The 26,310-nt window shown below is 60.6% G+C and carries 23 protein-coding genes; 9 read left to right on the top strand and 14 right to left on the bottom strand.

Translation table 11 applies throughout. The features are described 5' to 3' along the window. The first annotated feature begins 47 nt into the window (after positions 1-47). Positions 48-821 (top strand): glucitol operon DNA-binding transcriptional repressor SrlR, encoded by a 774-nt coding sequence (gene srlR, locus ABR39_RS18215; protein ID WP_028016820.1) that lies wholly within the window; start codon positions 48-50, stop codon positions 819-821. Further along, entirely contained in the window at positions 814-1,779 is a 966-nt protein-coding gene (gutQ, locus tag ABR39_RS18210) for an arabinose-5-phosphate isomerase GutQ (RefSeq protein ID WP_047348066.1), read from the top strand. The genes srlR and gutQ overlap by 8 nt, the downstream gene beginning before the upstream one ends. On the opposite strand, the gene norR is transcribed toward gutQ, so the two are convergent. Then, positions 1,772-3,283, bottom strand: a complete 1,512-nt coding sequence (norR, locus tag ABR39_RS18205) for a nitric oxide reductase transcriptional regulator NorR (RefSeq protein WP_047348065.1) — start codon at positions 3,281-3,283, stop codon at positions 1,772-1,774. The two genes, gutQ and norR, sit on opposite strands and share 8 nt — an antisense overlap. 187 nt (positions 3,284-3,470) lie before the next feature. On the opposite strand from norR, the gene norV reads away from it, so the two are divergent. The 5 genes from norV (at position 3,471) to ABR39_RS18180 (ending at position 9,908) form a co-directional block, all read left to right on the top strand. Continuing rightward, a complete protein-coding gene (norV, locus tag ABR39_RS18200) occupies positions 3,471-4,916 on the top strand; it encodes an anaerobic nitric oxide reductase flavorubredoxin (protein ID WP_047348064.1) in 1,446 nt (481 codons plus the stop codon). Beyond that, on the top strand, positions 4,913-6,046 hold the full coding sequence (norW, locus tag ABR39_RS18195; RefSeq protein WP_047348063.1) for an NADH:flavorubredoxin reductase NorW: 1,134 nt from the start codon (positions 4,913-4,915) through the stop codon (positions 6,044-6,046). The genes norV and norW overlap by 4 nt, the downstream gene beginning before the upstream one ends. Positions 6,047-6,215: 169 nt before the next feature. Next, the gene (locus ABR39_RS18190) at positions 6,216-6,473 is read left to right on the top strand and encodes a hypothetical protein (protein WP_240477082.1); all 258 of its coding nucleotides are present in this window, start codon (positions 6,216-6,218) and stop codon (positions 6,471-6,473) included. A 156-nt stretch (positions 6,474-6,629) separates the two neighbouring features. Then, positions 6,630-8,120, top strand: coding sequence for an N-acetylglucosamine-specific PTS transporter subunit IIBC (gene nagE / locus ABR39_RS18185; RefSeq protein WP_047348061.1), 1,491 nt, complete (start codon positions 6,630-6,632; stop codon positions 8,118-8,120). 123 nt (positions 8,121-8,243) lie between these two features. After that, positions 8,244-9,908 carry an SgrR family transcriptional regulator gene (locus ABR39_RS18180; protein WP_047348060.1) on the top strand — a complete coding sequence of 555 codons (1,665 nt, stop codon included), beginning with the start codon at positions 8,244-8,246 and terminating at the stop codon, positions 9,906-9,908. Here ABR39_RS18180 and ABR39_RS18175 read toward each other — a convergent pair. The 4 genes from ABR39_RS18175 to ABR39_RS18160 form a co-directional block, all read right to left on the bottom strand. Next, a complete protein-coding gene (locus ABR39_RS18175) occupies positions 9,881-10,903 on the bottom strand; it encodes a HoxN/HupN/NixA family nickel/cobalt transporter (protein ID WP_047348059.1) in 1,023 nt (340 codons plus the stop codon). The genes ABR39_RS18180 and ABR39_RS18175 overlap by 28 nt on opposite strands. Before the next feature lies 1 nt (position 10,904). Further along, complete coding sequence (gene hypF / locus ABR39_RS18170) at positions 10,905-13,121, bottom strand: carbamoyltransferase HypF (protein WP_047348058.1); 2,217 nt, start codon at positions 13,119-13,121, stop codon at positions 10,905-10,907. Positions 13,122-13,127: 6 nt separating this feature from the next. Further along, on the bottom strand, positions 13,128-13,673 hold the full coding sequence (gene hydN, locus ABR39_RS18165) for an electron transport protein HydN (RefSeq protein WP_047348057.1): 546 nt from the start codon (positions 13,671-13,673) through the stop codon (positions 13,128-13,130). 134 nt (positions 13,674-13,807) lie between these two features. Next, entirely contained in the window at positions 13,808-14,821 is a 1,014-nt protein-coding gene (locus ABR39_RS18160) for a LacI family DNA-binding transcriptional regulator (protein ID WP_047348056.1), read from the bottom strand. A 214-nt stretch (positions 14,822-15,035) separates the two neighbouring features. Here ABR39_RS18160 and ascF point away from each other — a divergent pair, with 214 nt between their 5' ends. Next, the gene (gene ascF, locus ABR39_RS18155; protein ID WP_047348055.1) at positions 15,036-16,487 is read left to right on the top strand and encodes a PTS cellobiose/arbutin/salicin transporter subunit IIBC; all 1,452 of its coding nucleotides are present in this window, start codon (positions 15,036-15,038) and stop codon (positions 16,485-16,487) included. An 18-nt stretch (positions 16,488-16,505) separates the two neighbouring features. Further along, positions 16,506-17,930, top strand: coding sequence for a 6-phospho-beta-glucosidase (locus ABR39_RS18150; protein WP_047348054.1), 1,425 nt, complete (start codon positions 16,506-16,508; stop codon positions 17,928-17,930). Between the two features lie 523 nt (positions 17,931-18,453). On the opposite strand, the gene hycI is transcribed toward ABR39_RS18150, so the two are convergent. From hycI to hycA, 9 genes are all read right to left on the bottom strand, one after another. Continuing rightward, on the bottom strand, positions 18,454-18,909 hold the full coding sequence (gene hycI / locus ABR39_RS18145; protein WP_047348053.1) for a hydrogenase maturation peptidase HycI: 456 nt from the start codon (positions 18,907-18,909) through the stop codon (positions 18,454-18,456). Then, positions 18,902-19,312 (bottom strand): formate hydrogenlyase maturation HycH family protein, encoded by a 411-nt coding sequence (locus ABR39_RS18140; protein ID WP_047348052.1) that lies wholly within the window; start codon positions 19,310-19,312, stop codon positions 18,902-18,904. Before ABR39_RS18140 ends, hycI begins: the two co-directional genes overlap by 8 nt. Then, entirely contained in the window at positions 19,309-20,076 is a 768-nt protein-coding gene (locus ABR39_RS18135; protein WP_047348051.1) for an NADH-quinone oxidoreductase subunit B family protein, read from the bottom strand. Before ABR39_RS18135 ends, ABR39_RS18140 begins: the two co-directional genes overlap by 4 nt. Continuing rightward, on the bottom strand, positions 20,076-20,618 hold the full coding sequence (locus ABR39_RS18130) for a formate hydrogenlyase complex iron-sulfur subunit (RefSeq protein ID WP_047348050.1): 543 nt from the start codon (positions 20,616-20,618) through the stop codon (positions 20,076-20,078). Before ABR39_RS18130 ends, ABR39_RS18135 begins: the two co-directional genes overlap by 1 nt. Positions 20,619-20,627: 9 nt before the next feature. Next, positions 20,628-22,337, bottom strand: a complete 1,710-nt coding sequence (hycE, locus tag ABR39_RS18125) for a formate hydrogenlyase subunit HycE (protein WP_047348049.1) — start codon at positions 22,335-22,337, stop codon at positions 20,628-20,630. A 15-nt stretch (positions 22,338-22,352) separates the two neighbouring features. Continuing rightward, positions 22,353-23,276, bottom strand: a complete 924-nt coding sequence (locus ABR39_RS18120; protein WP_047348048.1) for a respiratory chain complex I subunit 1 family protein — start codon at positions 23,274-23,276, stop codon at positions 22,353-22,355. Between the two features lies 1 nt (position 23,277). Continuing rightward, positions 23,278-25,092: a formate hydrogenlyase subunit 3 gene (hycC, locus tag ABR39_RS18115; RefSeq protein WP_047348047.1), complete on the bottom strand. Its 1,815-nt coding sequence runs from the start codon at positions 25,090-25,092 to the stop codon at positions 23,278-23,280. Further along, complete coding sequence (locus tag ABR39_RS18110) at positions 25,089-25,697, bottom strand: 4Fe-4S dicluster domain-containing protein (protein ID WP_047348046.1); 609 nt, start codon at positions 25,695-25,697, stop codon at positions 25,089-25,091. Before ABR39_RS18110 ends, hycC begins: the two co-directional genes overlap by 4 nt. Before the next feature lie 70 nt (positions 25,698-25,767). Continuing rightward, positions 25,768-26,232, bottom strand: a complete 465-nt coding sequence (gene hycA, locus ABR39_RS18105; protein ID WP_047348045.1) for a formate hydrogenlyase regulator HycA — start codon at positions 26,230-26,232, stop codon at positions 25,768-25,770. Positions 26,233-26,310 lie beyond the last annotated feature (78 nt).

The raw sequence follows: 26,310 nt of genomic DNA, 5'->3' as shown, positions 1-26,310 counted from the left end.
ATAGACTTGCGAAATTATCATTTCGCAACCTAAGGAACGAAGCGCCTATGAAACCTCGTCAGCGGCAGGCGGCCATTCTTGAGCATCTGCAAAAGCAGGGAAAATGCTCGGTAGACGATCTGGCCCACTACTTTGACACCACCGGCACAACAATACGCAAGGATCTGGTATTGCTCGAAAACTCTGGCGCCGTCATTCGAACCTACGGCGGCGTGGTGCTCAATAAGGACGAAGCGGACCCGCCAATCGATCACAAAACGCTGATCAACACCCACCAGAAGGCGCTGATCGCCGAAGCGGCGGTGAAATTTATCCACGATGGCGACTCCATTATCCTTGACGCCGGCAGCACCGTCCTGCAGATGATCCCCCTGCTCAGCCGCTTTAATAACATCACGGTGATGACCAACAGCCTGCACATCGTCAACGCCCTGTCGGAGTTTGACAGCGAACAGACCATCCTGATGCCCGGCGGCACCTTCCGTAAAAAATCCGCGTCGTTTCACGGCCAGCTGGCGGAGAACGCCTTCGACCACTTCAGCTTCGATAAACTGTTTATGGGCACCGACGGCATCGACCTGAACGCGGGCGTCACCACCTTCAATGAGGTGTTCAGCGTCAGCAAAGCGATGTGCAACGCCGCGCGGGAAGTGATTCTGATGGCGGACTCATCGAAGTTTGGCCGTAAAAGCCCCAATATTGTCTGTAGCCTGGAGAGCGTCGACAAGCTGATTACCGACGCGGGTATCGACCCGGCGTTCAAAAAAGCGCTGGAAGAGAAAGGCATCGACGTGATCGTAACCGGAGAGAAAGATGAGTGATTTTCTGTTAAACGCGGGCCGCCAGACCCTGATGCTGGAGCTGCAGGAAGCCAGCCGCCTGCCGGAGCGCCTGGGCGAGGAGTTTGTTCGCGCGGCCAACACCATTATTCACTGCGAAGGAAAGGTAATTGTCTCCGGGATCGGGAAATCCGGCCATATCGGCAAAAAGATCGCCGCGACGCTGGCCAGCACCGGGACACCTGCTTTCTTCGTGCATCCGGCCGAAGCGCTGCACGGCGATCTGGGGATGATTGAAAGCCGCGACGTGATGCTGTTTATCTCCTACTCCGGCTCGGCGAAAGAGCTGGATCTCATCATTCCGCGCCTGCAGGAAAAGTCGGTCGCCCTGCTGGCGATGACCGGGAAATCCCGCTCGCCGCTGGCGCTGGCCGCCAAAGCAACGCTGGACATTTCCGTCGAGCGCGAAGCCTGCCCGATGCACCTCGCCCCGACCTCCAGCACCGTTAACACCCTGATGATGGGCGACGCGCTGGCCATGGCGGTGATGCAGGCGCGCGGCTTTAATGAAGAAGATTTTGCCCGTTCGCACCCGGCGGGGGCCCTCGGCGCGCGGCTGCTCAATAAAGTGCATCACCTGATGCGCACCGACGATGCCATTCCGCAGGTCAAACTCGATACCAGCGTCATGGACGCGATGCTGGAGCTCAGCCGCACCGGCCTGGGCCTGGTGGCGGTTTGCGACAGCGACGGCTTCGTGAAGGGCGTCTTTACCGACGGCGACCTGCGCCGCTGGCTGGTGGGCGGCGGCAGGCTGGAAGCACGGGTTTCGGAAGCGATGACCCAGGGCGGGCTGACGCTGAACGCCGAAAGCCGCGCCATTGAGGCCAAAGAGAGCCTGATGAAGCGTAAAATCACCGCCGCGCCGGTGGTGGATGACGCCGGCAGGCTGTGCGGCGCCATCAACCTGCAGGATTTCTACCAGGCCGGGATTATTTAAGCCCCAGACGTTTCGCCAGCCGGTGCAGGTTGGCGACGTCCATCTCCAGCGCCCGCGCGCACGCCGCCCAGCTGCGGTTGTTCTGCTCCAGCGCGCGGGTAATCATCTGGCGCTGGAACGCTTCGGTCGCCTCGCGCAGGTTCTCATTTGCACTCTCTGGCTCACGCTGGGCCACCGTCTGTACGGCGTCATCATGCAACGCAAAGTGGCGCGCGTGGATCACCACCTCATCACCCGAACGCGTCGCCCGCGCCAGCACCACCGCGCGGTGAATCGCATGCTCCAGCTCGCGCACGTTGCCCGGCCAGCCGTAGCTCAGCAGATGCGCTCTCGCCCCCGGGCTTAAAACCACGCGGGAAAGCCCCATCCTGAGACGGCACTGCTCGCAGAAAAAGCCCGCCAGCAGCAGTACGTCGTCCCCGCGTTCGCGCAGCGGCGGCACGGTAAGCGGGAACACGCTCAGACGGTGGAACAGGTCAGCGCGGAAGTTCCCGGCAAGTACCTCTTCACGCAGGTCGCGGTTCGTCGCCGCCAGCACGCGCACGTCCACTCTGTGGCTGCGGTCATCCCCCACGCGCTGGATATCGCCGTACTGCAACACGCGCAGCAGCTTGGCCTGTAACGACAGGGAAAGCTCACCAATCTCATCCAGAAACAGCGTGCCGTTATCGGCCATTTCAAACTTGCCGCTACGGTTGCTGATGGCCCCGGTAAACGCCCCTTTGACGTGACCAAACAGCTCGCTTTCCGCCACGCTTTCCGGCAACGCGGCGCAGTTGAGGTACACCAGCGGGTTCACCGCGCGCGGCGAGGCTTCGTGAATGGACTTCGCCACCAGCTCTTTACCGGTGCCGGTTTCACCGAAGATCAGCACGTTCAAATCGGAGGCGGCGACAATCTCAATCTCCTTTTTGAGCTGCGCCATGCCCGGCGAAAGGCCAATCATCTCCGTGTGCGCCACCTGCTCAAACGCCGCCGGGCTGCCGGGAAGAATGTTCTGGCTCTCCAGCTGTTCAATCAGCAGGGCGTTGTTCAGCGCCCCGGCGGCCAGCGCGGCAATCAGGCGCAGCTCTTCGTCGCTGAAGGTGTCGAACTGGTCCGGCGACATGCCGTCGAGCGTCAGTGCCCCAATCAGGTTTTGCCCGGCAAACAGCGGCAGGCCGATGCAGGCGTGCACCTTCAGGCTCTCCTGGCCCGGAATAAGCCCGTCGTACGGGTCGGGCAAATCGCTGTCCGCCGGGAACCGCACCACGTCCCCGGCCCGGGCGATGGTCTCCAGCCGCGGATGGCCATCAAGGGCAAAACGCCGCCCGAGAACGTCCCTGGACAGCCCGTCGATAGCCAGCGGAATAAACTGCCGCCCCTCGTAGCGGAGCAGCGCTGAGGCATCGCACGCCAACACGTGGCGCAGCGTGGAGATCAGCCGCTGAAAGCGGTCCTGATGGCCGATACCGGTTTGCAGTTCAATGGCGATCTTCGCCAGCACGTCTACGGAAAAACTCATGTCTGCCTCGCTGTCATTTTGACAATACATATTGTCATATTGACTGCAATATGAATAGTCATAATGACTACCCACTATGGGTCATAAAAACAATAATTCAGTAAAATCAATAAAATAAAAGTTGGCACGCAACTTGATATAAGCAAACCATCTTATTTGAAAAACGCGATATTACGCTGAGGTTGCTATGTCTATTCTGGTTAAAAATAACATTCATTGGGTTGGTCAACGTGACTGGGAAGTACGCGATTTCCACGGGACAGAGTACAAAACGCTGCGCGGCAGCAGCTACAACAGCTATCTCATCCGGGAAGGTAAAAACGTGCTGATCGATACCGTCGATCACAAATTCAGCCGCGAGTTCGTGCAGAACCTGCGCAGCGAAATCGATCTCGACGCCATCGACTACATCATCATCAACCACGCGGAAGAGGACCACGCCGGCGCGCTGACCGAGCTGATGTCCTACATTCCGAACACCCCAATCTACTGCACCACCAACGCCATCGACTCGATCAACGGTCACCACCACCATCCGGAGTGGAATTTCCACACCGTGAAAACCGGTGACACCCTGGATATCGGCAACGGCAAACAGCTGATCTTCGTGGAAACCCCGATGCTGCACTGGCCGGACAGCATGATGACCTACATGACCGGCGATGCGGTGCTGTTCAGCAACGACGCCTTCGGCCAGCACTACTGCGACGAGCGCCTGTTCAACGACGAAGTGGATCAGACCGAACTGTTCGAACAGTGCCAGCGCTACTACGCCAACATCCTGACCCCGTTCAGCCGTCTGGTGACGCCTAAAATCACCGAGATCCTCGGCTTTAACCTGCCGGTGGATATGATTGCCACTTCCCACGGCGTGGTGTGGCGTGAAAACCCAACCCAGATTGTGGAGCTGTACCTGAAATGGGCGGCGGATTATCAGGAAGACCGCATTACGATTTTCTACGACACCATGTCCAACAATACCCGCATGATGGCGGACGCTATTGCCCAGGGCATCAACGAAGTGGATCCGAACGTGGCGGTGAAAATCTTCAACGTGGCGCGCAGCGATAAAAACGAAATCCTCACCAACGTTTTCCGCTCTAAAGGCGTGCTGGTGGGTACCTCCACCATGAACAACGTGATGATGCCGAAAATTGCCGGTCTGGTAGAAGAGATGACCGGCCTGCGCTTCCGTAATAAACGCGCCAGCGCCTTTGGCTCTCACGGCTGGAGCGGCGGCGCGGTAGACCGTCTCTCCACCCGCTTACAGGATGCGGGTTTTGAGATGTCCATGAGCCTGAAGGCCAAGTGGCGCCCGGATATCGACGCCCTGGAGATCTGCCGCCAGCACGGCCGCGATATTGCCCGTCAGTGGGCGCTTGCACCGCTTCCGGAAGCCGCACCTACCGCAGCCCCAGCGCCTGAAGCGACCGCCTGTGGTTCTGCCGCCGCCGATCTCGGCCCACGCATGCAGTGCAGCGTCTGCCAGTGGATCTACGACCCAGAGCTGGGCGAGCCGCTGCAGGACGTTGCGCCAGGCACGCCGTGGAGTGACGTGCCGGACAACTTCCTCTGCCCGGAATGCTCCCTCGGTAAAGACGTCTTTGATGAACTGGGTTCGGAGGCAAAATGAATAACGGCATCGTCATCATCGGCTCGGGCTTTGCCGCCCGCCAGCTGGTGAAAAATATCCGCAAACAGGATGCTAACGTGCCGCTGACGGTGATTGCCGCCGACAGCATGGACGAATACAACAAGCCTGATTTAAGCCACGTCATCAGCCAGAATCAGCGCGCCGAAGATCTCACCCGCCAGACGGCGGGGGAGTTCGCGGAACAGTTTAACCTGCGTCTGTTCCCGTACACCTGGGTCACCGATATCGACGCCGCCGCGCACGTGGTGAAAGCGAAGGAGAAAACCTGGCAGTACGACAAGCTGGTGCTGGCCACGGGAGCCTCTGCTTTCGTGCCGCCGGTTGAAGGCCGCGAGCTGATGATAACGCTCAACAGCCAGCAGGAGTATCAGGCCAGCGAAACCCTGTTGCGCGATGCAAAGCGTGTAATGATTGTCGGCGGCGGCCTGATTGGCACCGAGCTGGCGATGGATTTCTGCCGGGCAGGCAAGGCCGTTACCCTGGTTGACCACGCGGCGAGCATTCTGTCGGCGCTGATGCCCGCAGAGGTAAGCAGCCGCCTGCAGCATCGTTTGACCGACATGGGCGTCCATCTGCTGCTCAAATCGCAGCTGCAGAGCCTCGCTAAAACCGAAGGCGGCATTCGCGCATCGCTTGACGGCGGCCGCAGCGTTGAGGTGGATGTCGTGGTTGCCGCGACGGGGCTGCGTCCGGAAACCGCGCTGGCTCACCGTGCCGGCGCGGAAACACAGCGCGGCGTGAAGGTAGATAGCTACCTGCAAACCACGCAGCCCGATATTTACGCGCTGGGGGACTGCGCCGAAATTAACGGTCAGGTGCTGCCCTTTTTACAGCCGATTCAATTAAGTGCGATGTATCTGGCGAAAAACCTGCTCGGCGGCAGCGCGCCGCTGAAATTACCCGCCATGCTGGTTAAAGTCAAAACGCCGGAATTACCGCTGCATCTTGCCGGTGAAACCCAGCGTAAGGATCTGAACTGGCAAATCACCCTCGAGCCGGAAGGCATGGTCGCGCGAGGCGCGGATAACGAGGGCCAGATGCGCGCTTTTGTCGTCAGTGAAGACCGGATGAAGGAGGCTTTCGCCCTGCTGAAATCGCTGCCCGCTTAACCCGTAGCCTCCTGCCACGCTTACTTAACCTTTGGATTTTATTGTCCGCCGCCCCGCTGTCCCGGGGTTTTTTTTTGCGCATTCTATTCATCAAATAAATGCAAAACAGATAAATCATCGCTAGTCATCCCTAATTTATTACTTCCATTAATATATAAATGCGGAACAGGTGAAAAACACCGTCCTGTTTTATTCCCGTATTAAGGCCTACCCTGTAGATATATTCATCAGCAGGAGATATTCCATGGCACATTTCACAGAAGATCTTAACTATCTTTTTCGCTATTTTAAACAGGCCAAAAAAGCAGAGCGCATTTTATTTCGCTGGCTATGGCTCAGCCCTGAGGATCGCATTGAGCGGCTGCGTGAACTGATGCTGCCGGTGTGTCGATGCGATAAATGCGCCCAAAAAAACCGGAACAAATAAGCAAACTCATCATTGTTTACTTAAGGAACACCCCATCCAAAGAATATAATAAAAAATTAACAACCCAACATCACATTTTTATTCCTGCTGCTTTCACATGAATCGAAAAGCTGTTATTTTTCGCCGTAAATTAAGTTCTTTTTGGAATCACTTGATATGAATGCATTTAGTTATCTGCAACGTCTGGGCAAAGCCCTGATGTTACCTATCGCAACCTTGCCGGTTGCAGCCATATTATTACGTCTCGGCCAGCCTGATGTATTTAATATACCTTTCATTGCCAGCGCCGGTGGCGGCATTTTTGACAGCCTGCCACTGCTGTTTGCGCTTGGCATTGCCATCGGTCTGGCAAAAGATAACGCAGGTGCTGCGGCACTTGCCGGTGCCGTCGGCTTCCTCGTGCTCACCAAAGCCACAGCGGTCATTAACTCATCCATTAATATGTCATTCTTCGCCGGGATCATTGCCGGCGTGGTGGCAGGTCATTGCTACAATCGCTTCTCGAATACCAAACTACCGGACTTCCTTGCCTTCTTTGCAGGCAAGCGCCTGGTGCCCATCATGACCGGGCTAATCTGCCTGTTCATCGCCTGGATTTGCGGCTACGTCTGGCCATCCGTGCAGCACGGCATTGATTCCTTCAGCCTGCTGGTGTCCCGCAGCGGCGAGCCGGGCTGGTTTATTTATGGCGTACTCAATCGCGCGCTGATTCCGTTTGGCCTGCACTACATTCTGCATTCCGTCTTCTGGTTTAGCCTCGGCGACTGCCTGAAGGTGACGTATGATGCAGCCAGCGCGGTACACAATATCTGTCTGGCACCTGACGTCGTCAAGGGGCTGGTGGTAGGCGGGGCAGTACCGGGGATCGACGGCTCCAGTATTACGCAAATTGCCACCGATCTGACCCGCGGCGATCTTAACCGTTTCTTCGCAGGCGATCCGCACGCCGGCGTATACATGGCATGGGCGTACCCCATCTTTATGGGCGGCCTGCCGGGTGCAGCACTGGCGATGTACTTTGCGGCACCAAAAGCACGACGCTCTGCGGTAGGGGGGATGCTGCTTTCCGTAGCGCTGACCGCTTTCCTGACCGGCATCACCGAGCCAATCGAATTCTCCTTCCTGTTCCTCGCCCCGGCGCTGTATGCCCTGCATGCGGTACTGGCGGGTGTGAGCATGGTGATCGCCAACAGCCTCGGCGTATTGCACGGATTTGGTTTTTCCGCCGGACTTATCGACTTCGTTCTCAACTGGGGACTTGCCACTAAACCGTGGATCCTTATCCCATTGATCGTTCTGTTCTTCGCTATTTACTTTGTGGTGTTCACCTTCGCCATCCGCTTCTTTAAGCTGAAAACGCCAGGCCGTGAAGACGATGACACGGTGACAGGTGATTCTGACGATCAGGGCGAAGCCATTGCGCAGTATATCGCCGCGCTGGGTGGCAAACAGAATCTAAAGATTGTCGACGCCTGCATTACCCGCCTGCGCCTGACGCTTGCGGATAACAGCGTGCTGGATGAAACAGCGCTGAAAGCGTTAGGCGCTAAAGGCATTCTCAGGATGGGTTCACAGAACGCGCAGGTTATCCTGGGCCCTCAGGCCGAAAGCATTGCGCTGAAAATCCGGGCGCAGCTAGAAGACTGATACGCACCCTCTCTCCTCCGGGGAGAGGGTTATAAAACCGGAACACTTTATTCATCCCGGCCTTATTTATTCCGCAAAAAAATCTACACTCTCATCATCCTTTTTAAAAATCGGTATGCCGCTATGCGCCAGCTTCAGAAAATCCGTCAGTATCAACGGCTTTATCAGCACTATGGTGCAGCGCCAGCGCCCACGACCATCGCTGAAGTCGCGGAGGTTGCGCTGTGCAGCGAACGCCATGCGCGCACCCTGCTGCGCCAGCTCGCGCAAAGCGGCTGGTTAAGCTGGAGCGCGCAGCCGGGGCGCGGGCATCGCGCCATCCTGCACTGCCTGACGACCACCAGCGAGCTGAGCGCGCCGCTGATGCACGCCTGCCTGGAGAAAGGAGATTACCAGAGCGCGCTGCAGCTGGCCGACGGCGACCCCGCCAGCCTGCACCACATCATCACCCCGTTTTTAGGCGGCAAATGGCTAAAGCACCAGCCGACGCTGCGCATTCCGTGGTATCGCCCGCTCGCGTCGCTGCACCCGGCCCTTCAGCGCCGCCGCGCCGAACAGCATATTATCTGCGCGGTTCACGCGGGGCTGACGCGCTACTCGCCCGGCCACCCGCAGCCGGTCGCGGATTTAGCCCATCACTGGGATACCCGCGACGACATGCGCTGCTGGCGTTTTTATCTGCGCAGCGGCGCGCACTGGCACAACGGGCAAGCCATCAGCGATGAGGATATTCTCGCCGCGCTGCACCAGCTGTTGGCCGATCCGGCACGCAGCGCGGGGCTCGAGCACGTTCGCCAGGTGTCGCTTGTCGCCCCCTGGTGTCTGGAGATCGTCCTCAGCGCGCCCGATGCCATGCTGGCGCATCGTCTCGCGCATCACGCCTGTCGCCTGCCGCATCCGCAGCAGCCAACCGTCGGCGCAGGCCCCTTTGCTATAGCCCACCACCACTCGCACTACCTGCGCCTTGAGCGCCAGCCGTGGTACTTTGCGGCGCACCCGCTGCTGCATGCGATAGAGTTCTGGCGCACCCGCAGCGAGCCGGAAAAACCCGCGTGGATCACCGTAGGTAAAGGAGAAAATGCCCGGGAGTCCGTCACCTCCACCAGCGGCGGGTTTGCCTGGCTGATGCTGAACGCCGGGTTGCCGCAGCCGCTGACCGCCTGGCTGCGTCAGGAAATTCAGCATATTAATCAGCAGTACGTCCACCGGGACGATATCGATACCCGCACGGAGATCCTGCCCGGCATCACAACGCCCGCGCTTGCGGATGCCTCCGACGTGGCGCTCCCCGCGGCCCTTTCTCTGATCTGTTACGACACGCCAGGGCTGTGCGATCTGGCCAGCATGCTGCAAACGCGCCTGAAAAAGCGCGGCTGTAACGTTAACATCCAGCGGAAAGACCGCGAGGCGTGGCATGCCCCCGACGCGCTGGCGCAGGCGGATATCTTACTGGGGGATTATCTGGCGGGCGAGGTGCCGGAGTTTGCGCTGGCAGAGTGGTTTACGGAAGAACCCGCGTGGGCCACGGCGCTGGGGCAGGCCCCGTGGCAAAAAGCGAAGCAGACGCTGATGACCTATTGCGAAAGCGAAGAGAGCCTGCGAACGCATCTGCCCGCCTTCTTTCAGCGCCTGCTCGAAAGCGGCGCCTGCACGCCGCTGTTCCACTACCGCTATCGTCTTAACACCCTGGAAAACGTGCAGGGCATTGTGCTGACCGCCAGCGGCTGGCTTGATTTTACCCGCGCCTGGCTGCCGCCAGCTCAGGAGCGCACCACCAGCGCGTCGTAGCCGCGCCAGCGGTAATTGACCATGGAGATCAGCCAGCAGGCGACAAACAGCCCGACCACCACAAACCCGGCGTTGCCCAGGTTGTCGTTCACCGCGCCAATCACATCCCAGACGCCGCCGCTGAGGTCGAATTTATCCATCAGCAGACCCAGCGCTTCCAGCCCGCCGATAAACAGCGCCACCACCACGGAAGTGCCGGTAATGGTCATGTTGTAGTAGAGCTTGCGCTGCGGCTTGTTGAACGCCCAGCCGTAGGCGCCCACCATCAGCAAATTGTCGAGGGTATCGACCAGCGCCATGCCGCTCGCGAAGAGCGCCGGGAAGATCATGATTGCCCAGACCGACATCCCGTGAGAGGCGCTGGCGGCAGAAATGCCCAACACGCCAATCTCGGTCGCGGTATCAAACCCCAGGCCAAACAGAAAACCGACCAGGTACATCTGCCAGCTTTTATTCACCAGGCGGAACGTCGCGCCGAACAGCCAGTTCATCACTCCACCCTGCGCCGGGAGCGTGACGTCTCCCTGCACCGGCCTGCCGTTTTTCAGCGCCTGGAAACTGCGCCAGACGCCGCGCAGGATCACCATGTTTACCAGCGCCATCGCCAGCAGGAAGGTCGCCGACACCGCCGTGCCAATCAGGCTGCCGGTCTCGTGAAACCACGCCATATTCTTCTGAAACGCCGTGGCGGTCGCGGCGATGGCAATGGACGCCAGCACCACGATGGTGGAGTGCCCCAGCGAGAACCATGCCCCGACGCCGGACGGGCGTTTCCCCTGCTGCATCATCTTACGCGTCACGGTATCAATAGCTGCAATGTGGTCGGCATCCACCGCATGACGCAGCCCGTAGCACCAGGCCAGCAGGCTTGCCGCCATCAGCGCCGTGCTGTCGCTGAAGGTTCGCCATGCCCATCCCCAGGCCAGCAGGTTTGCCATTACCAGAGCCAGCAGCAGAAGTGCGGCGCGAGGTTCATTGCGTAAGAGTCGTAACATTTTAAATCCTTTTTGAACATGACCGGGCAGCGGCGATCGCCGCCTGCCCAAAGGAGATCGCTCCGTCGCCTGCAGGCAGGCGCGAAGGAAAAAGAAGCGTAAAGTCAGAAAGATAATGGCGCAGGCGCGCGCGCAGCAGACGGTTGTGCAGCACGCCGCCGCTGAGGCATATTGTCGAAAGCGATAAGCGCCGGGCATGGAACGCGGCGAGATCCGCCAGCCCTTTTGCCAGCGCATCGTGAAACGCCCAGGCGCGCGCGCTGGGTTCCGCCCGCCAGTTCAGCCACTGCTGCCAGAATTGCGCGAGGTTATCCGCGTCCAGCGTCACTGGATGGTCGACACCCGCGCACTGCGATGCCAGCGCTTCCAGCCGGCAGGCCGCTTCGCCTTCCCAGGTTTGCGTGTCGATACCCAGCGCGCAGGCGACCGCATCAAACAGGCGACCGCATGACGAGGCCCGCGGCGCGTTGACGCCGCGCTGGATAGCCGTCGCCAGCAGCGACCAGTTCTGGCCCTGCACCGCGCGCGTTTCCGGGTATTGCTGCCAGTCAGGGACAAACGCCAGACAGTGGGCGAGCAGGTTGCGCCACGGCTGCCGCGCCGCGAGATCGCCGCCCGGAAGCGCAACGGCAGGCAGCCCTCCCAGACGTTCGCACTCGAGATAGTTCACCCGCAGGCACTCCCCGCCCCACAGCGCGCCGTTCTCGCCCATGCCCGTTCCGTCCAGCGTCAGGGCGATAGCGTCTCCGCCGTCGCGCGGCCAGCCGTTTTCAGCAAGGCACGCCGCCGCGTGGGCGTGATGATGCAACACGGTTTCAACCGGCAGCGCCTGCTCCTGCGCCCATTGCCGGGTGTGGTAGCCGGGGTGCGCGTCGCACACCACTCGCTGCGGCTGAAAGGCGTAGATCTGCTGCATCACCGCCAGCGCCGAACGCCACTGCGCCTCGACGCCGTCGTCACCGAGATCGCCAAAGTGCTGGCTCAGCACCGCCTGGTTCCCGCGCACAAGGCAAAAGGTATTCTTCATCTCCGCGCCGGTAGCCAACATGGCGGGGATATTGTCAAACCCTGCCGGCAGCGTGACGGCATCCGGCACAAAGCCGCGCGCGCGGCGCAGCACCGCCCCGTCTCGATCCAGCACCGAATCATCCATTCTCTGCAGGATGTCGCGGTTGTGCAGCAGGAAGCCGTCCGCAATTTCGCCGAGCTCTTCCAGCGCCTGCTCGTTGGTTATGGCCGGCGGACGACCGCTGAGGTTGCCGGAGGTCATCACCAGCGGATGCCGGCAGTCCTGCATCAGTAAATGGTGCAGCGGGTTAGCGGGCAGCATGATGCCTACCGCATCCAGACCCGGGGCAATCGCGTCGGGAAACGCGGGCAGCCAGGCTTTCGGCGTGAGCACGATGGGCGCAGCAGGTGAGCCGAGCAGCCTCTGAATCGACGCGGGTAACGCGTCGGCATTCGGGATCATCACCGCCAGCGGTTTACCCGGACGCTGCTTGCGTGAGCGAAGCGTCGCGACCGCCTGGAGATTCCGTGCGTCACAGGCGAGGTGAAAGCCCCCCAGCCCTTTGATAGCGACAATACCGCCGTTTTTCAGCGTCTTCACCGCCGCGCCCAGCGCAGCCTCACCGGCAGCAGTGACGTCGCCCGCCCGCCATTCAAGCGCGGGCCCGCAGTCCGGGCAGGCGACCGGCTGGGCGTGAAAACGTCGGTCGGCAGGGTTGCGGTACTCCGCTTCACACGGCGCGCAGAGCGGGAATGCCGCCATCGACGTTGCCGGGCGGTCATAGGGCATGGCGCGAATAATGGTGAAACGCGGCCCGCAGTGGGTGCAGTTGATAAACGGGTAGCGATAGCGGCGCTCGCGCGGATCGCGCATTTCAGCCAGGCACGCCGGACAGGTCGCGGCATCCGGCACAATCTGGGTGTCCATCGCCCCGCCCGCGCTGTGGCGGATGGTAAAGTCCTTCGGCAAGCGCGCCCAGGTGAACGGCTGCGCTTCAACGCGATCAATGCGTGCCAGCGGCGGGCAATCCTGATGCAGCCTCGCGGTAAAGGCCCCCCCATTACCCGCGAGGCGCACCAGCACGCCCTCTCCGTCGTTGCAGACATCGCCTGCAAGCTGAAGCTGTTGCGCCAGCTGCCAGACGAAGGGACGAAACCCCACGCCCTGCACCTTGCCGCGCACGCGCAGCTGTACGCCGTTACTGCACATGACGGCTCAGAACAGCAGCGATGAGGAGGTGTCGAACGCCGCGCGACGGCGCTTTTCTGCGCTCATCTGCTCAAGCTTGTCGCGATCCACGCAGACCAGCGCGTGCGTCGGACAGGATTCCATGCAGGCCGGGCCAGCGTCGCGGTGGTAGCAGAGGTCACATTTGTTGGCTTCGGCTTTCTCCGCGCGCACGCTCAGCCCCATGCCGCTGTTGCGGACCACCGGACGGACCACCACCTCCATCGCGCCGTACGGACAGGCGACTACGCAGGTTTTGCAGCCAATGCAGCGCTCCTGCATTACGTGCACAAAGCCTTTCTCGCGTTTGATCGCCCCGTTCGGGCAGACGTTCGCGCACGGGGCGTCTTCGCACTGACGACAGATGGCGGCGGTGGAAATATTCACGCCTTTGATGACGTGGATGCGCGGCAGGAAGGTGTCAGGGGTAAGCGACGCGCAATCCTGCTCTGCCTGATGGGAAACCACGCACGCCACTTCACAGGTACGGCAACCAATACACTTACTGGCATCGGCCATAATAAAACGGTTCATCTGCTTCTCCAGCATTACAGTTATGCGCGGAGATATTCATAAACCGTGCCAATTATTAACCTATTGATTTAAAGCGATTTTAAAAATCACAGCGGCGCTGTCATCGTCACTTATGACGATGACAGCTGTCGACATCAGCGGTGCGGGCCGTCAATAACCGAGTCGCGCAGGACAAGCTCGCCGGAGAAGGTTTGCTGATATTTGAACTCACCGCCGTCGAGCATGAAGATCAGGCGGCTGATGGTTTCTTTGATCATCTCCGTCACCGGGATGCGAACGCTGGAGAGCGACGGCACGATATAAGGCGCGATGGCCACGTCGTCAAAACCGATCACCGACACCGCGTCCGGGGTAGCAACGCCGCTGTCGTGCAGCTGCTTCATGGCACCGATTGCCATATCGTCATTACTGGCCACCAGCGCCGTAAAGCGCTCGCCGCGCGCAAGCAGTTCGGCCACCGCCGCCGCGCCGCTGGCGGGGTTCCACTTCCCCTGCGCGATCAGCCCCTCGCGCACCGGAATACCGTGCTGCGCCAGCGCGTCCCTGTAGCCGGAGAGACGCTCAACCCCGGTCGGCGAATCCAGCGAACCGGTAATAAACGCGATTTCCCGGTGGCCTTTCGCAATCAGCTGCGCCACCGCGTCCTGGCTGGAGGCTTTATGATCGGACCAGACGCTGTGGCTGCTGTTTTTCCGCAGGCGGCGGTTGAGCACCATGATGGGCTGCTCGCACTTCTCGACGATCTCATCCATCTCTTCCACGCTCAGGAAACGCGGATAGATAATCACCGCGTCGCAGCGCATATCGAGCAGGTACTGGATCGCTTCGCGCTCTTCGTCCGCGCTGTGCTTGCCGTCCGCGAGGATCAGCTGCCGCCCTTTCTCTTCGGTCATGCGCGCGGCGTGAAACAGCAGTTCGCTGAAGTAAACGCCGTGATAAAGGGTGTTGGTCACCACCAGCCCCAGCGTCTGGGTACGTTTGGTCGCCAGGTTGCGCGCCAGTAAATTCGGACGATAGCCGCTCTCTTCAATGGCCTGAAACACCCGGTCTTTGGTCTCCTGGCTGACGTAGCCATTTCCCGACAGCACCCGGGACACCGTGGCTTTCGAAACGCCTGCCCGCTTCGCCACTTCAAGCATCGTGGTCATGTTGTTATTCCGTCTGCATCTGATGGAGCGCAGTGTACTGCACCGCGGGGAAATTGTCGTAGCGGCGAAATCACGCTTTTGGCACTCCATTGCGATCCGCATCACGAAACGAAAAAATGGTCAAAAAGCGATCTTGTTTCATTCATAAAAACTCATGATGATTATGTGGAACCGGTTTCCTACATTTCTCACAACGATAACAGGATCACATCCGATGGCCAAAAATTATGCCGCGCTGGCGAACGACGTTGTCAGCGCGCTGGGCGGCAAAGAGAACATTGTCGCCGTCACCCACTGCATGACGCGTCTGCGCTTCGTTCTGAAAGACGAGAGCCTTACCGACGCCCCGCGCCTGAAAAGCATCAGCGGCGTGCTCGGCGTGGTGCGCAACGACAACCAGTGCCAGGTGATCATTGGCAACACCGTGTCCCAGGCGTACCGCGAGGTGGTGAGCCTGCTGCCAACCAGCCTGCAACCTGCCGTACCGGAAGGTCCGCAAAAACTGACCCTGCGCCGCATTGGCGCCGGGATCCTCGATGCGCTGATCGGCACCATGTCGCCGCTGATCCCGGCGATCATCGGCGGCTCGATGGTCAAACTGCTGGCGATGATCCTTGAGATGACCGGCGTGCTGCCAAAAGGCGCGCCGACGCTCACCATTTTGACCGTCATCGGCGACGGCGCGTTCTTCTTCCTGCCGCTGATGGTGGCGGCCTCAGCGGCGGTAAAATTCAAAACCAACATGTCGCTGGCGATAGCCATTGCGGGCGTGCTGGTCCACCCGAGTTTTATCGAGCTGATGGCGAAAGCCGCGCAGGGCGAGCACGTTGAGTTCGCCTTTATCCCGGTGACGGCGGTGAAATACACCTACACCGTCATCCCCGCGCTGGTGATGACCTGGTGCCTGTCTTATATCGAACGCTGGGTCGATCGCATTACGCCGGCGGTAACGAAAAACTTCCTCAAGCCGATGCTGATCGTGCTGATTGCCGCCCCGCTTGCCATCGTGCTGATTGGGCCGCTGGGCATCTGGATCGGTAGCGCCATCTCCGCGCTGGTTTACACCATTCACGGCTATCTGGGCTGGCTCTCCGTTGCCATCATGGGCGCGCTGTGGCCGCTGCTGGTCATGACCGGGATGCACCGCGTCTTTACGCCGACCATCATTCAGACCATTGCCGAAACGGGCAAAGAGGGGATGGTGATGCCGTCAGAAATCGGCGCCAACCTGTCGCTCGGCGGTTCGTCGCTGGCGGTGGCGTGGAAAACCAAAAACCCGGAGCTGCGCCAGACGGCGCTGGCGGCGGCAGCCTCCGCCATTATGGCGGGGATCTCTGAACCGGCGCTGTACGGCGTGGCGATTCGCCTGAAACGTCCACTGATTGCGAGCCTGATCAGCGGCTTTATCTGCGGCGCGGTGGCCGGCATCGCGGGTCTTGCCAGCCACTCGATGGCGGCGCCGGGGCTGTTTACCAGCGTGCAGTTCTTTGACCCGGCGAACCCGATGACCATCGTCTGGGTGTTTGGCGTGATGGGGCTGGCAGTGGTGCTGTCGTTTGTTCTGACCCTGATACTCGGTTTTGAAGATATCCCGGTTGAAGACGACGCCGAAAAAGCGCGCGCCCTGCAGACCGCACCGGCCCAGAGCAAAGCGGTACAAGCATAAATTGAAAGCGAGGTAAGAATGTCTGTTTTTCCACAAGGATTTTTATGGGGCGGCGCGCTTGCCGCTAACCAGAGTGAAGGGGCTTACCGTGAAGGCGGCAAAGGGCTGACGACGGTCGATATGATCCCCCACGGCGCGAATCGCCTGGCGGTGAAGCTCGGTAAGGAAAAGCGTTTTTCGCTGCGTGACGACGAGTTCTACCCGAGCCACGAGGCGATTGATTTTTACCATCGCTATAAAGAAGACATCGCCCTGATGGCGGAGATGGGCTTTACGGTGTTCCGCACCTCGATTGCCTGGAGCCGCCTCTACCCGAACGGCGACGAACCGCTGCCGAATAAGGAAGGCATTGCCTTCTATCGCGCGGTGTTTGAGGAGTGCAAAAAGTACAACATCGAGCCGCTGGTCACGCTCTGCCACTTCGACGTCCCCATGCATCTGGTGACGGAGTACGGATCCTGGCGCAACCGCAAGATGGTCGATTTCTTCGCCCGCTACGCCCGCACCTGCTTTGAGGAGTTTAACGGGCTGGTGAAATACTGGCTGACCTTCAACGAAATCAACATCATGCTGCACAGCCCGTTCTCCGGCGCGGGGCTGGTTTTCGAGGAAGGTGAAAACGAAGATCAGGTGAAATACCAGGCCGCGCACCACGAGCTGGTGGCGAGCGCGCTGGCGACCAAAATCGCCCACGAGGTGAACCCGGAAAACCAGGTGGGCTGCATGCTGGCGGGCGGCAATTTCTACCCGTACTCCTGCAAACCTGAAGACGTGTGGATGGCGCTGGAGAAAGATCGCGAGAACCTGTTCTTTATCGACGTGCAGGCGCGCGGCCGCTATCCGGCCTACTCCGCCCGCGTGTTCCGCGAGAAAGGCGTGGCGATCGTCAAAGACCCGGGCGACGATGAACTGCTGAAAAACACCGTCGATTTTGTCTCGTTCAGCTATTACGCCTCGCGCTGCGCGTCGGCGGACATGAACGCGGGCAACACCAGCGCGGCGAACATCGTGAAGTCCCTGCGCAACCCGCACATTCAGGTGAGCGAATGGGGCTGGGGCATTGACCCGCTCGGCCTGCGCATCACCATGAACATGATGTACGACCGCTACCAGAAGCCGCTGTTCCTGGTGGAAAACGGCCTCGGGGCGAAAGACGTGATTGATGAAAACGGCGAAATCAACGACGACTACCGCATCAGCTATCTGCGCGAGCATATCCGCGCGATGGGCGACGCGATTGAGGACGGCGTGCCGCTGATGGGCTACACCACCTGGGGCTGTATCGACCTGGTGTCGGCCTCAACGGGCGAGATGAGCAAGCGCTACGGCTTTGTCTACGTTGACCGCGACGACGCGGGCAACGGCACGCTGGACCGCAAGCGCAAGAAATCGTTCGGGTGGTATAAGAAGGTGATTGCGAGTAACGGGGCGGATCTCGACTAGCCTGTTGCCCTCACCCCAGCCCTCTCCCACAGGGCTGAGGGATCCCCAGTAATTTTTTTAACCGGAAGCGGTGAATGTTGCTTCAGGAAAATGAATGGATTACAGCGATGCCCTGGTCCGGCTGTAAATCGCCGAGGCGTTTCCGTAAGGCCGGGGCGAGGCGCAGGGATGCGCCGAGAGGGCGTGGCCTGCAGGGATGCAGGCTCATGCCCGACCCGATAGCCTGAAGGAATAAGCCGAGGGTACCGCGAAGCGGCGATTTACCGCCGGGAGCCCGGGTCGCCAGGGTGGTGGCGACTGAGCCACCCTGGCACGTTCACCGGTCATGTCGTTACAGAGTAGCAAGGAACATGAAGTGAACGGAATGACCACCAGAGCCGTATGTTCCCCCTCACCCCAGCCCTCTCCCAAAGGGAGAGGGGGTCGTCCCTGCAGGCATTATTTTGTGTGGAACCCTCAGCCCACAGGGAGGGGGAGATGGGTTTGGTAGGCCGGGTAAGGCAATGCCGCCACCCGGCACTGCTCAGAGTGGAGAAAATCCCCCATTCCCAACCCACCCGGCAAGCCGTGAATACACCACGTCCACCGCCTCTTTCACCGGCGGCGTCATCGGGTAATAAAACCCAACAATGTCCGGCTGAATGCCCAAAAACAGCACCTCGCCCACGTCGTCTTTAATCTGATCGACCAGGTAGTTCAGCGGCATATTGTGGGTGGTCATCATAAACATCTCGGCGATGTCGTCCGGGTCAATCAGGCGGATCTCGCCGGGGTTGAGCCCCATATCGGTGGCATCGACGATTAACAGCCTCTCCGGGTGTAGCTCGCGAATGGCGACCACGTCGTTTTCCGGCGCGCTGCCGCCGTCAATCACCACCCAGCTGCCCTGCGGATTCGCGGCGCACATCTCTGCGAGCAGCGGCCCCGCACCGTCGTCGCCCATCATGCTGTTGCCCACGCACAGTAAAACGTCAGTCACGTAATCTCCTCACCATCAGGTAGATGGCGCTCTCCTGATGAATATCATGCAGCATGCCGAGCAGCGTTTTGCTCCACGTCTGCTGCTCGGGGGTTTGTCTGCTCAGCGCCGCGTCAAAGGCGTTGGCGAGCATCGCAATGTGGTTGGCGTCGATAACGATCTCGCCGTACTTCGGCACGCCTTCCATTTTGCGCCGCGCCGTACTGCCCTCCTCCAGCGTGGCGATCCACGCCAGGTACTCAGGCCACGGGCAGCTTAACGCCGCCTCCAGGCAGTCGATCACCCCGAGGTGGTGCCCAATCGCCAGGCTGTAATAGACCACCTGCTGCGCCGCATCCGGCGTGGCATCGTTCTCATCAATAAACTTACGGCTCAGCTGGCTGAACACCACCGTTTCACTCATCGGATACGCGCCTCATCCACGATGCTGTTCAGGTTTGCCACGATCTCATTGAGACGCGGATCGTTTTCCGCCTCCAGCCAGCGCGCCACCTGATGTTCGCCCTGGCTCAGCAGGCGCAGGTAATCGTCGGCAATCTGGCGGCCATAGCGGTAGCCCGCCAGTTTCCGCGCCGTGCGATCGACCTTGACCCGCAGCGGCTGCACCATGTCCGGGTGCAGGATGGTCGCAGGCTGGTTATCCAGCTCGCCCGGCTCGCGGGCGTGGATTTTTTGCTCCAGCAGGCCGAGCGCCATCGCAAAGCCGTACAGCGTCGCGGCAGGCGTCGGCGGGCAGCCCGGGATGTAGACGTCCACCGGCACGATTTTGTCGGTGCCGCCCCAGACGCAGTAAAGGTCGTGGAAGATGCCGCCGCTGTTGCCGCAGGCCCCGTAGGAGATGCAAATTTTCGGATCGGGCGCGGACTGCCAGGCGCGCAGCGCGGGGGATCGCATGGCGCGTGTCACTGCCCCGGTAAACAGCAGGATGTCCGCATGGCGCGGAGACGGCACCACCTTGATGCCGAAGCGCTCAGCGTCAAACAGCGGTGACAGGGTGGCGAAGATCTCAATCTCGCAGCCGTTGCAGCCGCCGCAGTCCACGCGGTAGACGTAGGCCGAGCGTTTGATTTTTTTCAGCAGCGACGCCTTCATGCTGGCGATAGATTCGTCGACCGTCATCGGCACCGGAATGCCGTTCGCGTCGCGCGGGCCGAGTAAATTGTCCATCAGCTGGCCTCTCTCATATGGCGGGTAATATCAATGCGGTCGGACGGCAGCAGGCACTTCTGCCGCTTGCACTCAGGGCAGGTTTCAAAGCTTTCACGATGGTGCTCCGCGCGGGCATCGCCGTTGTGCTGCAGCAGCGCGATGGCGTAGTCGATCTCTTTTTGCACGGCGAACGGACGCCGGCAGACGCGGCAGTTGCACAGGTCAAAGCGCGACTGCTGGAGGAAATCCTCTTTCTTCCACACCGCCAGCTCGTACTCCTGAGACAGGCGAAGGGCCACCGTCGGGCAGACCTCTTCGCAGCGGCCGCAGAAGATGCAGCGCCCGAGGTTAAACTGCCAGGCCAGCTCGCCGGTTTTGAGATCCGTTTCTACCGTCAGGGCATTCGACGGACAGGCGTTGACGCAGGCCGCACAGCCGATGCACTGCTGCGGGTTGTGCTCCGGCTTGCCGCGAAAGTTTTTATCCACCGGCATCGGCTCCAGCGGATAGCGGCTGGTAGGCGTGCCGGTTTTGATCACTTTTTTGATAAAGGTAAACATGGCGAGTCCTTATTTCAGCGGCGAGTTCTTACGCTCGATGCTGTAGCGCTCAAGCTCTTTGTACGGCACCACCTGGCTTTTCTTCTTGCGCACGTCCACGACGGTCATGCGGTCGGTGCAGGAGTAGCACGGGTCGAGGCTGCCGATGATCAGCGGCGCATCGGAGACCGTGTTGCCGCGCAGCATGTAGCGCAGGGTTGGCCAGTTGGCGTAGGTGGCCGCACGGCAGCGCCAGCGGTAGAGCTTCTGGTTGTCGCCGGTCATGCTCCAGTGGATATCATCCCCGCGCGGCGCTTCGGCAAAGCCGAGGGCAAAACGGTTCGGAATGTAGGTGAAACCCTCGACCATCAGCGGGCCGCCCGGCAGGTTATCGAGCCCAAAGTCGATCATGTTCAGCGCGGTGAACACCTCGTTGATGCGCACCTTGAGGCGGGAGATGACGTCGCAGCCCTGCTCGCTGTGCACGGTCATCGGCAGCAGGCCGTAGCCGACGAACGGGTGATCGGCGCGGGTGTCGCGGGCGTGGCCGCTGGCGCGCACCATCGGGCCGACGTTGCTGAAGTCGCGGGCGATTTCCGGGTCAAGGCGGCCGATGCCGACGGTGCGCTGCTCGATGTTGGGCGTGCTGAGCAGCATGTCCACCAGCTCCTGCACGTCGCGGCGCATCTGCTGCGCCAGAAGGCGGGTCTGGATCATGTCGTCTTTCAGCAGGTCGCGGCGGATCCCGCCGATCAGGTTCAGGCCGTAGGTTTTGCGCGCCCCGGTGAGGATCTCCGCCATTTTCATCGACGCCTCGCGCACGCGGAAGAACTGCATAAACCCGGAGTCAAAGCCGACGAAGTGGCACGCCAGGCCGAGGTTCAGCAGGTGCGAGTGCAGGCGCTCCACTTCCAGCAGAATAGCGCGGATCATCTGCGCTCGCTCCGGCACCACGATCCCCATGCTGTTCTCCACCGAGGTGGTATAGGCGGTGCTGTGGGCGAAGCCGCAGATGCCGCAAACGCGGTCAGAGAGGAACGTCACTTCGTTGTAGCCCATGCGGGTTTCCGCCAGCTTTTCCATGCCGCGGTGGACGTAGAACAGTCGGTAGTCGGCGTCGATGATATTCTCGCCGTCGACGAACAGGCGGAAATGGCCCGGTTCGTCGGAGGTGACGTGCAGCGGGCCGATCGGCACCACGTTGTTCTTCTTGCTGCCCAGCTCGTTGATGAACTCGTAGGTTTCGCTGTCGGTGGTCGGCGCCGGGCGCTGGCGGTAGTCCATGCTGTCTTTGCGCAGCGGGTAGAGTTCATCCGGCCAGTCGTCCGGCAGCACCAGGCGGCGCTCGTCCGGCAGGCCAACCGGCACCAGGCCGTACATGTCGCGCACTTCGCGCTCGCCCCAGACGGCGGCAGGCACGCGCGGCGTGACGGACGGGTATTCCGGCTTATTTGGGTCAACTTCGACACGCACGGTGAGCCAGCACTTCTCCCCCTGCTCCATCGACATCACGTAGTACACGGCGTAATTGCCGCACAGCTGGCGCTCGTCGTTACCGAACAGCACCGACAGCCAGCCGCCCTGCTGGTAGTAGAGAAACTCCACCACTTCCGGCAGATAGTTCACCTTTACGGTGACGGTGATCTGGTCTTTGGTTTGCCAGGACTCCTCCAGCACCACGCCGGGGAAAGCCTGATGCAACGCGGCGAGATACTGCTGACCTTTCTTTTCTTCAGACATAAAAACTCTCTTTAATCACGCCACCAGCAAGGAGACGAACGCTAAAAATGCAAAACCAAAACCGGCCCAGGTGATGCGCGACGTTTCCATAAAACGCAGGCGCGCCATGCTGTTTTCAAACAGGGCAATCACCAGCACGCCGACCAGCAGCTTGAGGGCGGCCACCACCACGGCCAGCACAAGGCCGCCTGCGGAGAAGTGCGTCATCTGCCCCCACGGGAAAAAGACGCCGACAAACATCTGCAGCACCACCAGCTGTTTGAGGCTGATGCCCCACTTCAGCACCGCAAAGCCGTAGCCGCTGTATTCGGTGAGCGGCCCTTCCTGCAGCTCCTGCTCGGCTTCCGCAAGGTCAAACGGCAGTTTGCCCATCTCGATAAACGTGGCGAACGCGCAGGCGCACAGCGCCAGCACCAGCGGAATGGAGCGGGCAACCGGCCAGTGGTAAACGGTGTGGGTGATAAAGCTGATATGGGTGGAACCCGCGACCTGCGCGGCGACCCACAGCCCCAGCAGCAGGATGGGCTCAACCAGCACGCCCAGCATCGCCTCGCGGCTGGCGCCGATGCCGGTAAACGGGCTCCCGGTGTCCAGGCCCGCAATGGCAAAGAAGAAGCGGGCAATGGCGAAGAGGTAAATCAGCGTAATCAGATCGCCGAGCGCCGGCAGCGGCGAGCCCACCGTCACCACCGGCAGCGCGGTAGCGATGGTCAGCATCACGCCCACCATCACAAACGGCGTCAGGCGGAAGACCCAGCCTGCGGCGTCCGGGGCCACGCTCTGACGAGAAAGCAGTTTGAAGAGATCGCGGTACTCCTGAAGCACGCCAGGCCCGCGACGGTTGTGCATCCTGGCGCGCGCCACGCGGCTCACCCCGGAAAGCAGCGGCGCAGCGGCGAACAGCACCAGCGCCTGAAGTATTGCCAGTAACAGACTCATGTCAGGCTCCTCGTGAAAACACAATCACTACCAGCACCGCCAGCTCGATGACCGCCAGACGGCGGAACAGCGCGGGCGCGGCGGCGTTCTGCCAGCCGGGTACCCACGCCACCGGGTTCAGCCAGTGGCGCAGCTTCAGCACGGCGGCAAAGTTTTCTTTTACCGGCATGGCAAAACCGTGGGCGGTGATGACCATCGACTGTTCGTGTTCGTAGCCGCAGGCCCACGCCGCACCGCGCGAGCGGGAAGAGAGTCGGTCGCGTTTGAAGAACAGCATCAGGACGAGCGGCAGCAGCGGTGTGCCAATCAGCAGCAGCGCGATCATAGGCTGAGAGACGGTGGTATTCGCCACGGTCAGCGGCAGCGGAATAGCGCTTCCCAGCAGCGGCAGCAGCCACGGCGCGGCGACGCCGCCCGCGATGCAGCATAGCGCCAGCGCAACCACGCTGGCACACATTAGTCCCGGCGCGCAGCAGGCGTTTTCAGCTTCGCGGGTTCGCGGCGCGCCGAGGAAGGTGACGCCGTAAACTTTCGCCATGCACATCACCGCCAGCGCCCCGGTAATCGCCAGCCCGACCGCCAGCAGCGGCCCCAGCAGACGGGCGATAAACGCGTCGCTCTGGCCGAGCGCGAAGAAGGACTGATAGATCACCCACTCCCCGGCAAAGCCGTTCAGCGGCGGCAGCGCGGCCATCGCCATCAGCCCGACCAGCATCGCCAGTGAAATCACCGGCATCTTTTTGCCAATCCCACCGAGCTTTTCAATATCCCGATGGCCGGTGCGGAACCAGACGCTTCCCGCGCCGAGGAACAGGGTGCTTTTAAACAGGCTGTGGTTGACGAGGTGATAGAGACCGCCGATAAAGCCGGCGGCAATCAGCGCCGGTTGATTCAGCGCCAGCCCGGTCACGCCCGCGCCAAGACCGAGCAGGATGATGCCGATATTTTCGAGGGTGTGATACGCCAGAAGACGCTGGATATTGTGCTCCATCAGCGCATAGAGACCGCCGACGAAGGCGGTAACCATCCCGGCGACCAGCAGCACGACGCCCCACCACAGCGGCGGCTGGCCGCCGGTCAGCGTAATCGCCAGAATCCCGAACAGACCGACCTTCATCACCACCACAGAAAACAGCGCGGCGGCGGGCGCGGAGGCATTTGCATGCGCCTGCGGCACCCAGCCGTGCAGCGGGATGATTCCGGCGAGCAGGCCAAAGCCAATCACGCCCAGCAGCCAGACGTCATTCCCCAGCGGATGGCCGTTGAGCGCAGCGAAGTCCAGCGTGCCGAAGCGTTGCCACACCAGCCAGCAGGCCAGCGCCAGCAGCAGCGTCCCCAGGCGTCCCAGCGCAAACCATAGCTTGCCGGAGGCGCTGCAGCCCGTCAGGAACACGCCGCAGAGCGCCATGATCTCCGCCATCACCACCAGCGCGCCGAGGTTGCTGGCGATAACGGTGCAGACCGCCGTCGCCATCAGCAGATTGACCAGCAGGCCGTTGGCTTTAGCGTGCGGGTGGCGGTGCCAGTCGATATTGAACAGGCTGATAAACAGCCCGCACAGGCCGAACGTCACCAGCCAGATGGCGTTCAGCGGGGTGATCTCAACGGCGTGGCGAATCAGCGGCACGAGCGCGTCAACGGATTGCCCGTCGAGCAGAACGGCACCGCCTGCCGCCAGCGTCATCAGGCTACCTACCGCCCCGCCGACTCCGGCGATCCAGCCGCTGAGGGTTTTATGGAAAGAGAAGATCTGCGCCAGAACGGCGGCGGCAGCAAAACAGGCTATCGCGCTGGTAATCATCATCGCCGCGTTCATTTCGCCCCCTCGTTAAGCGCCTGTAGCAAAGAAAGGTCGCCAAAATCACTGTTGATGGTCAGCTCGCGTTTACGCTTGCTGGTACGTGCGATGTCGCGAATGTTAACCAGAATCAACGCTTTGGTTGGGCAGGTGCGCACGCAGGCCGGTCCCTGCTCATCGAAGCTGCACAGGTCGCACTTCACCGCAACGGCGCGGACGCCGGGCACCCAGTCCAGCAGCGTGCTTACGCGCGCAGGCGCCGGCGGCGCGGGCGGGGCTTTTGGCGAGTTGGCGTTCGCCGGAATGTGCAGCGGGCGGCTGCCGGAAAATTCAATCGCGCCGAACGGGCAGGCAATGCCGCACAGCTTGCAGCTTACGCACAGGCTTTCATTCAGCTGGACAGCGCCATCAACGCGGGTGATGGCATTCACGGGACAGACGCCCGCGCAGGGGGCATCTTCACAATGGTGGCAGAGCTGCGGGGCAGACTCTTTTTCATTACGCATGACGTGCAGGCGCGGCATGGACTGCAGCCCATGCAGGCGATGCGTTTCCGAACACGCCGCCTCACAGGTTCGACAGCCAATACAGACCGTCGAGTCAGCAATTACAAAACGGTTCACCGGGTCATCCTCTGGTGATAGTCATTTTTGACGAAAAACTGTCTTGTCGACACTTCTCGACACGCATCGGTCAGGCCACGTTTGCTGAGGCATTTCCGTCCATCAGCTGCTTCAGGTTGACCGGGAGATCGTTCTCAACGGCGGCGTACAGGCCGTTATAAACCGGCGCGATTTTTTCCAGATAGTGCTCCAGCACCTGCTGGCGATCGCGGTTGCTGACGTGGCCGTCCACCATGCCATCGGCTATCAGCTGCGCCTTCGCAATACACTGTTTTTGGCCGTCTTTTGTCTCGAGGTGGTACTCAATGGTGTGGCTGTTGAAGTTATCCGCCAGGGTAACGTTGATGATGAAATGGCCGAAGAGGACAAAGCGCATATCGCCCTGCGCCGCACAGCTCATCGCGTGGTGAAGGCGCGCTTTCGACAGGGTAATGCCCTGGACCAGAGAGTTGCAGTAGAGGTGCCACTGGTCCTGCAGCTGCTGATGACGCTGCGCGATGTAATCCGCTTTTTCGCTGATTTCCCAAATAGTCATAAAAGGTATCCGTTTAATGGAGATAGCGGCTGTTAAGCAGATTCCATGCCAGTTTTTATTTGACTGATTTTAAAGAAA

Source organism: Enterobacter genomosp. O (genome assembly GCF_001022965.1).
Lineage (GTDB): Bacteria > Pseudomonadota > Gammaproteobacteria > Enterobacterales > Enterobacteriaceae > Enterobacter > Enterobacter cloacae_L.
Note: the sequence above shows the minus strand (reverse complement) of the source record. Positions and strands in the feature narration are given on the sequence as shown.

Coding starts and splice junctions, on each gene's coding strand:
- srlR (WP_028016820.1), top strand. CDS start 48: ATGAAACCTCGTCAGCGGCAGGCGGCCATTCTTGAGCATCTGCAAAAG.
- gutQ (WP_047348066.1), top strand. CDS start 814: ATGAGTGATTTTCTGTTAAACGCGGGCCGCCAGACCCTGATGCTGGAG.
- norR (WP_047348065.1), bottom strand. CDS start 3,283: ATGAGTTTTTCCGTAGACGTGCTGGCGAAGATCGCCATTGAACTGCAA.
- norV (WP_047348064.1), top strand. CDS start 3,471: ATGTCTATTCTGGTTAAAAATAACATTCATTGGGTTGGTCAACGTGAC.
- norW (WP_047348063.1), top strand. CDS start 4,913: ATGAATAACGGCATCGTCATCATCGGCTCGGGCTTTGCCGCCCGCCAG.
- nagE (WP_047348061.1), top strand. CDS start 6,630: ATGAATGCATTTAGTTATCTGCAACGTCTGGGCAAAGCCCTGATGTTA.
- ABR39_RS18180 (WP_047348060.1), top strand. CDS start 8,244: ATGCGCCAGCTTCAGAAAATCCGTCAGTATCAACGGCTTTATCAGCAC.
- ABR39_RS18175 (WP_047348059.1), bottom strand. CDS start 10,903: ATGTTACGACTCTTACGCAATGAACCTCGCGCCGCACTTCTGCTGCTG.
- hypF (WP_047348058.1), bottom strand. CDS start 13,121: ATGTGCAGTAACGGCGTACAGCTGCGCGTGCGCGGCAAGGTGCAGGGC.
- hydN (WP_047348057.1), bottom strand. CDS start 13,673: ATGAACCGTTTTATTATGGCCGATGCCAGTAAGTGTATTGGTTGCCGT.
- ABR39_RS18160 (WP_047348056.1), bottom strand. CDS start 14,821: ATGACCACGATGCTTGAAGTGGCGAAGCGGGCAGGCGTTTCGAAAGCC.
- ascF (WP_047348055.1), top strand. CDS start 15,036: ATGGCCAAAAATTATGCCGCGCTGGCGAACGACGTTGTCAGCGCGCTG.
- ABR39_RS18150 (WP_047348054.1), top strand. CDS start 16,506: ATGTCTGTTTTTCCACAAGGATTTTTATGGGGCGGCGCGCTTGCCGCT.
- ABR39_RS18140 (WP_047348052.1), bottom strand. CDS start 19,312: ATGAGTGAAACGGTGGTGTTCAGCCAGCTGAGCCGTAAGTTTATTGAT.
- ABR39_RS18135 (WP_047348051.1), bottom strand. CDS start 20,076: ATGGACAATTTACTCGGCCCGCGCGACGCGAACGGCATTCCGGTGCCG.
- ABR39_RS18130 (WP_047348050.1), bottom strand. CDS start 20,618: ATGTTTACCTTTATCAAAAAAGTGATCAAAACCGGCACGCCTACCAGC.
- hycE (WP_047348049.1), bottom strand. CDS start 22,337: ATGTCTGAAGAAAAGAAAGGTCAGCAGTATCTCGCCGCGTTGCATCAG.
- ABR39_RS18120 (WP_047348048.1), bottom strand. CDS start 23,276: ATGAGTCTGTTACTGGCAATACTTCAGGCGCTGGTGCTGTTCGCCGCT.
- hycC (WP_047348047.1), bottom strand. CDS start 25,092: ATGAACGCGGCGATGATGATTACCAGCGCGATAGCCTGTTTTGCTGCC.
- hycA (WP_047348045.1), bottom strand. CDS start 26,232: ATGACTATTTGGGAAATCAGCGAAAAAGCGGATTACATCGCGCAGCGT.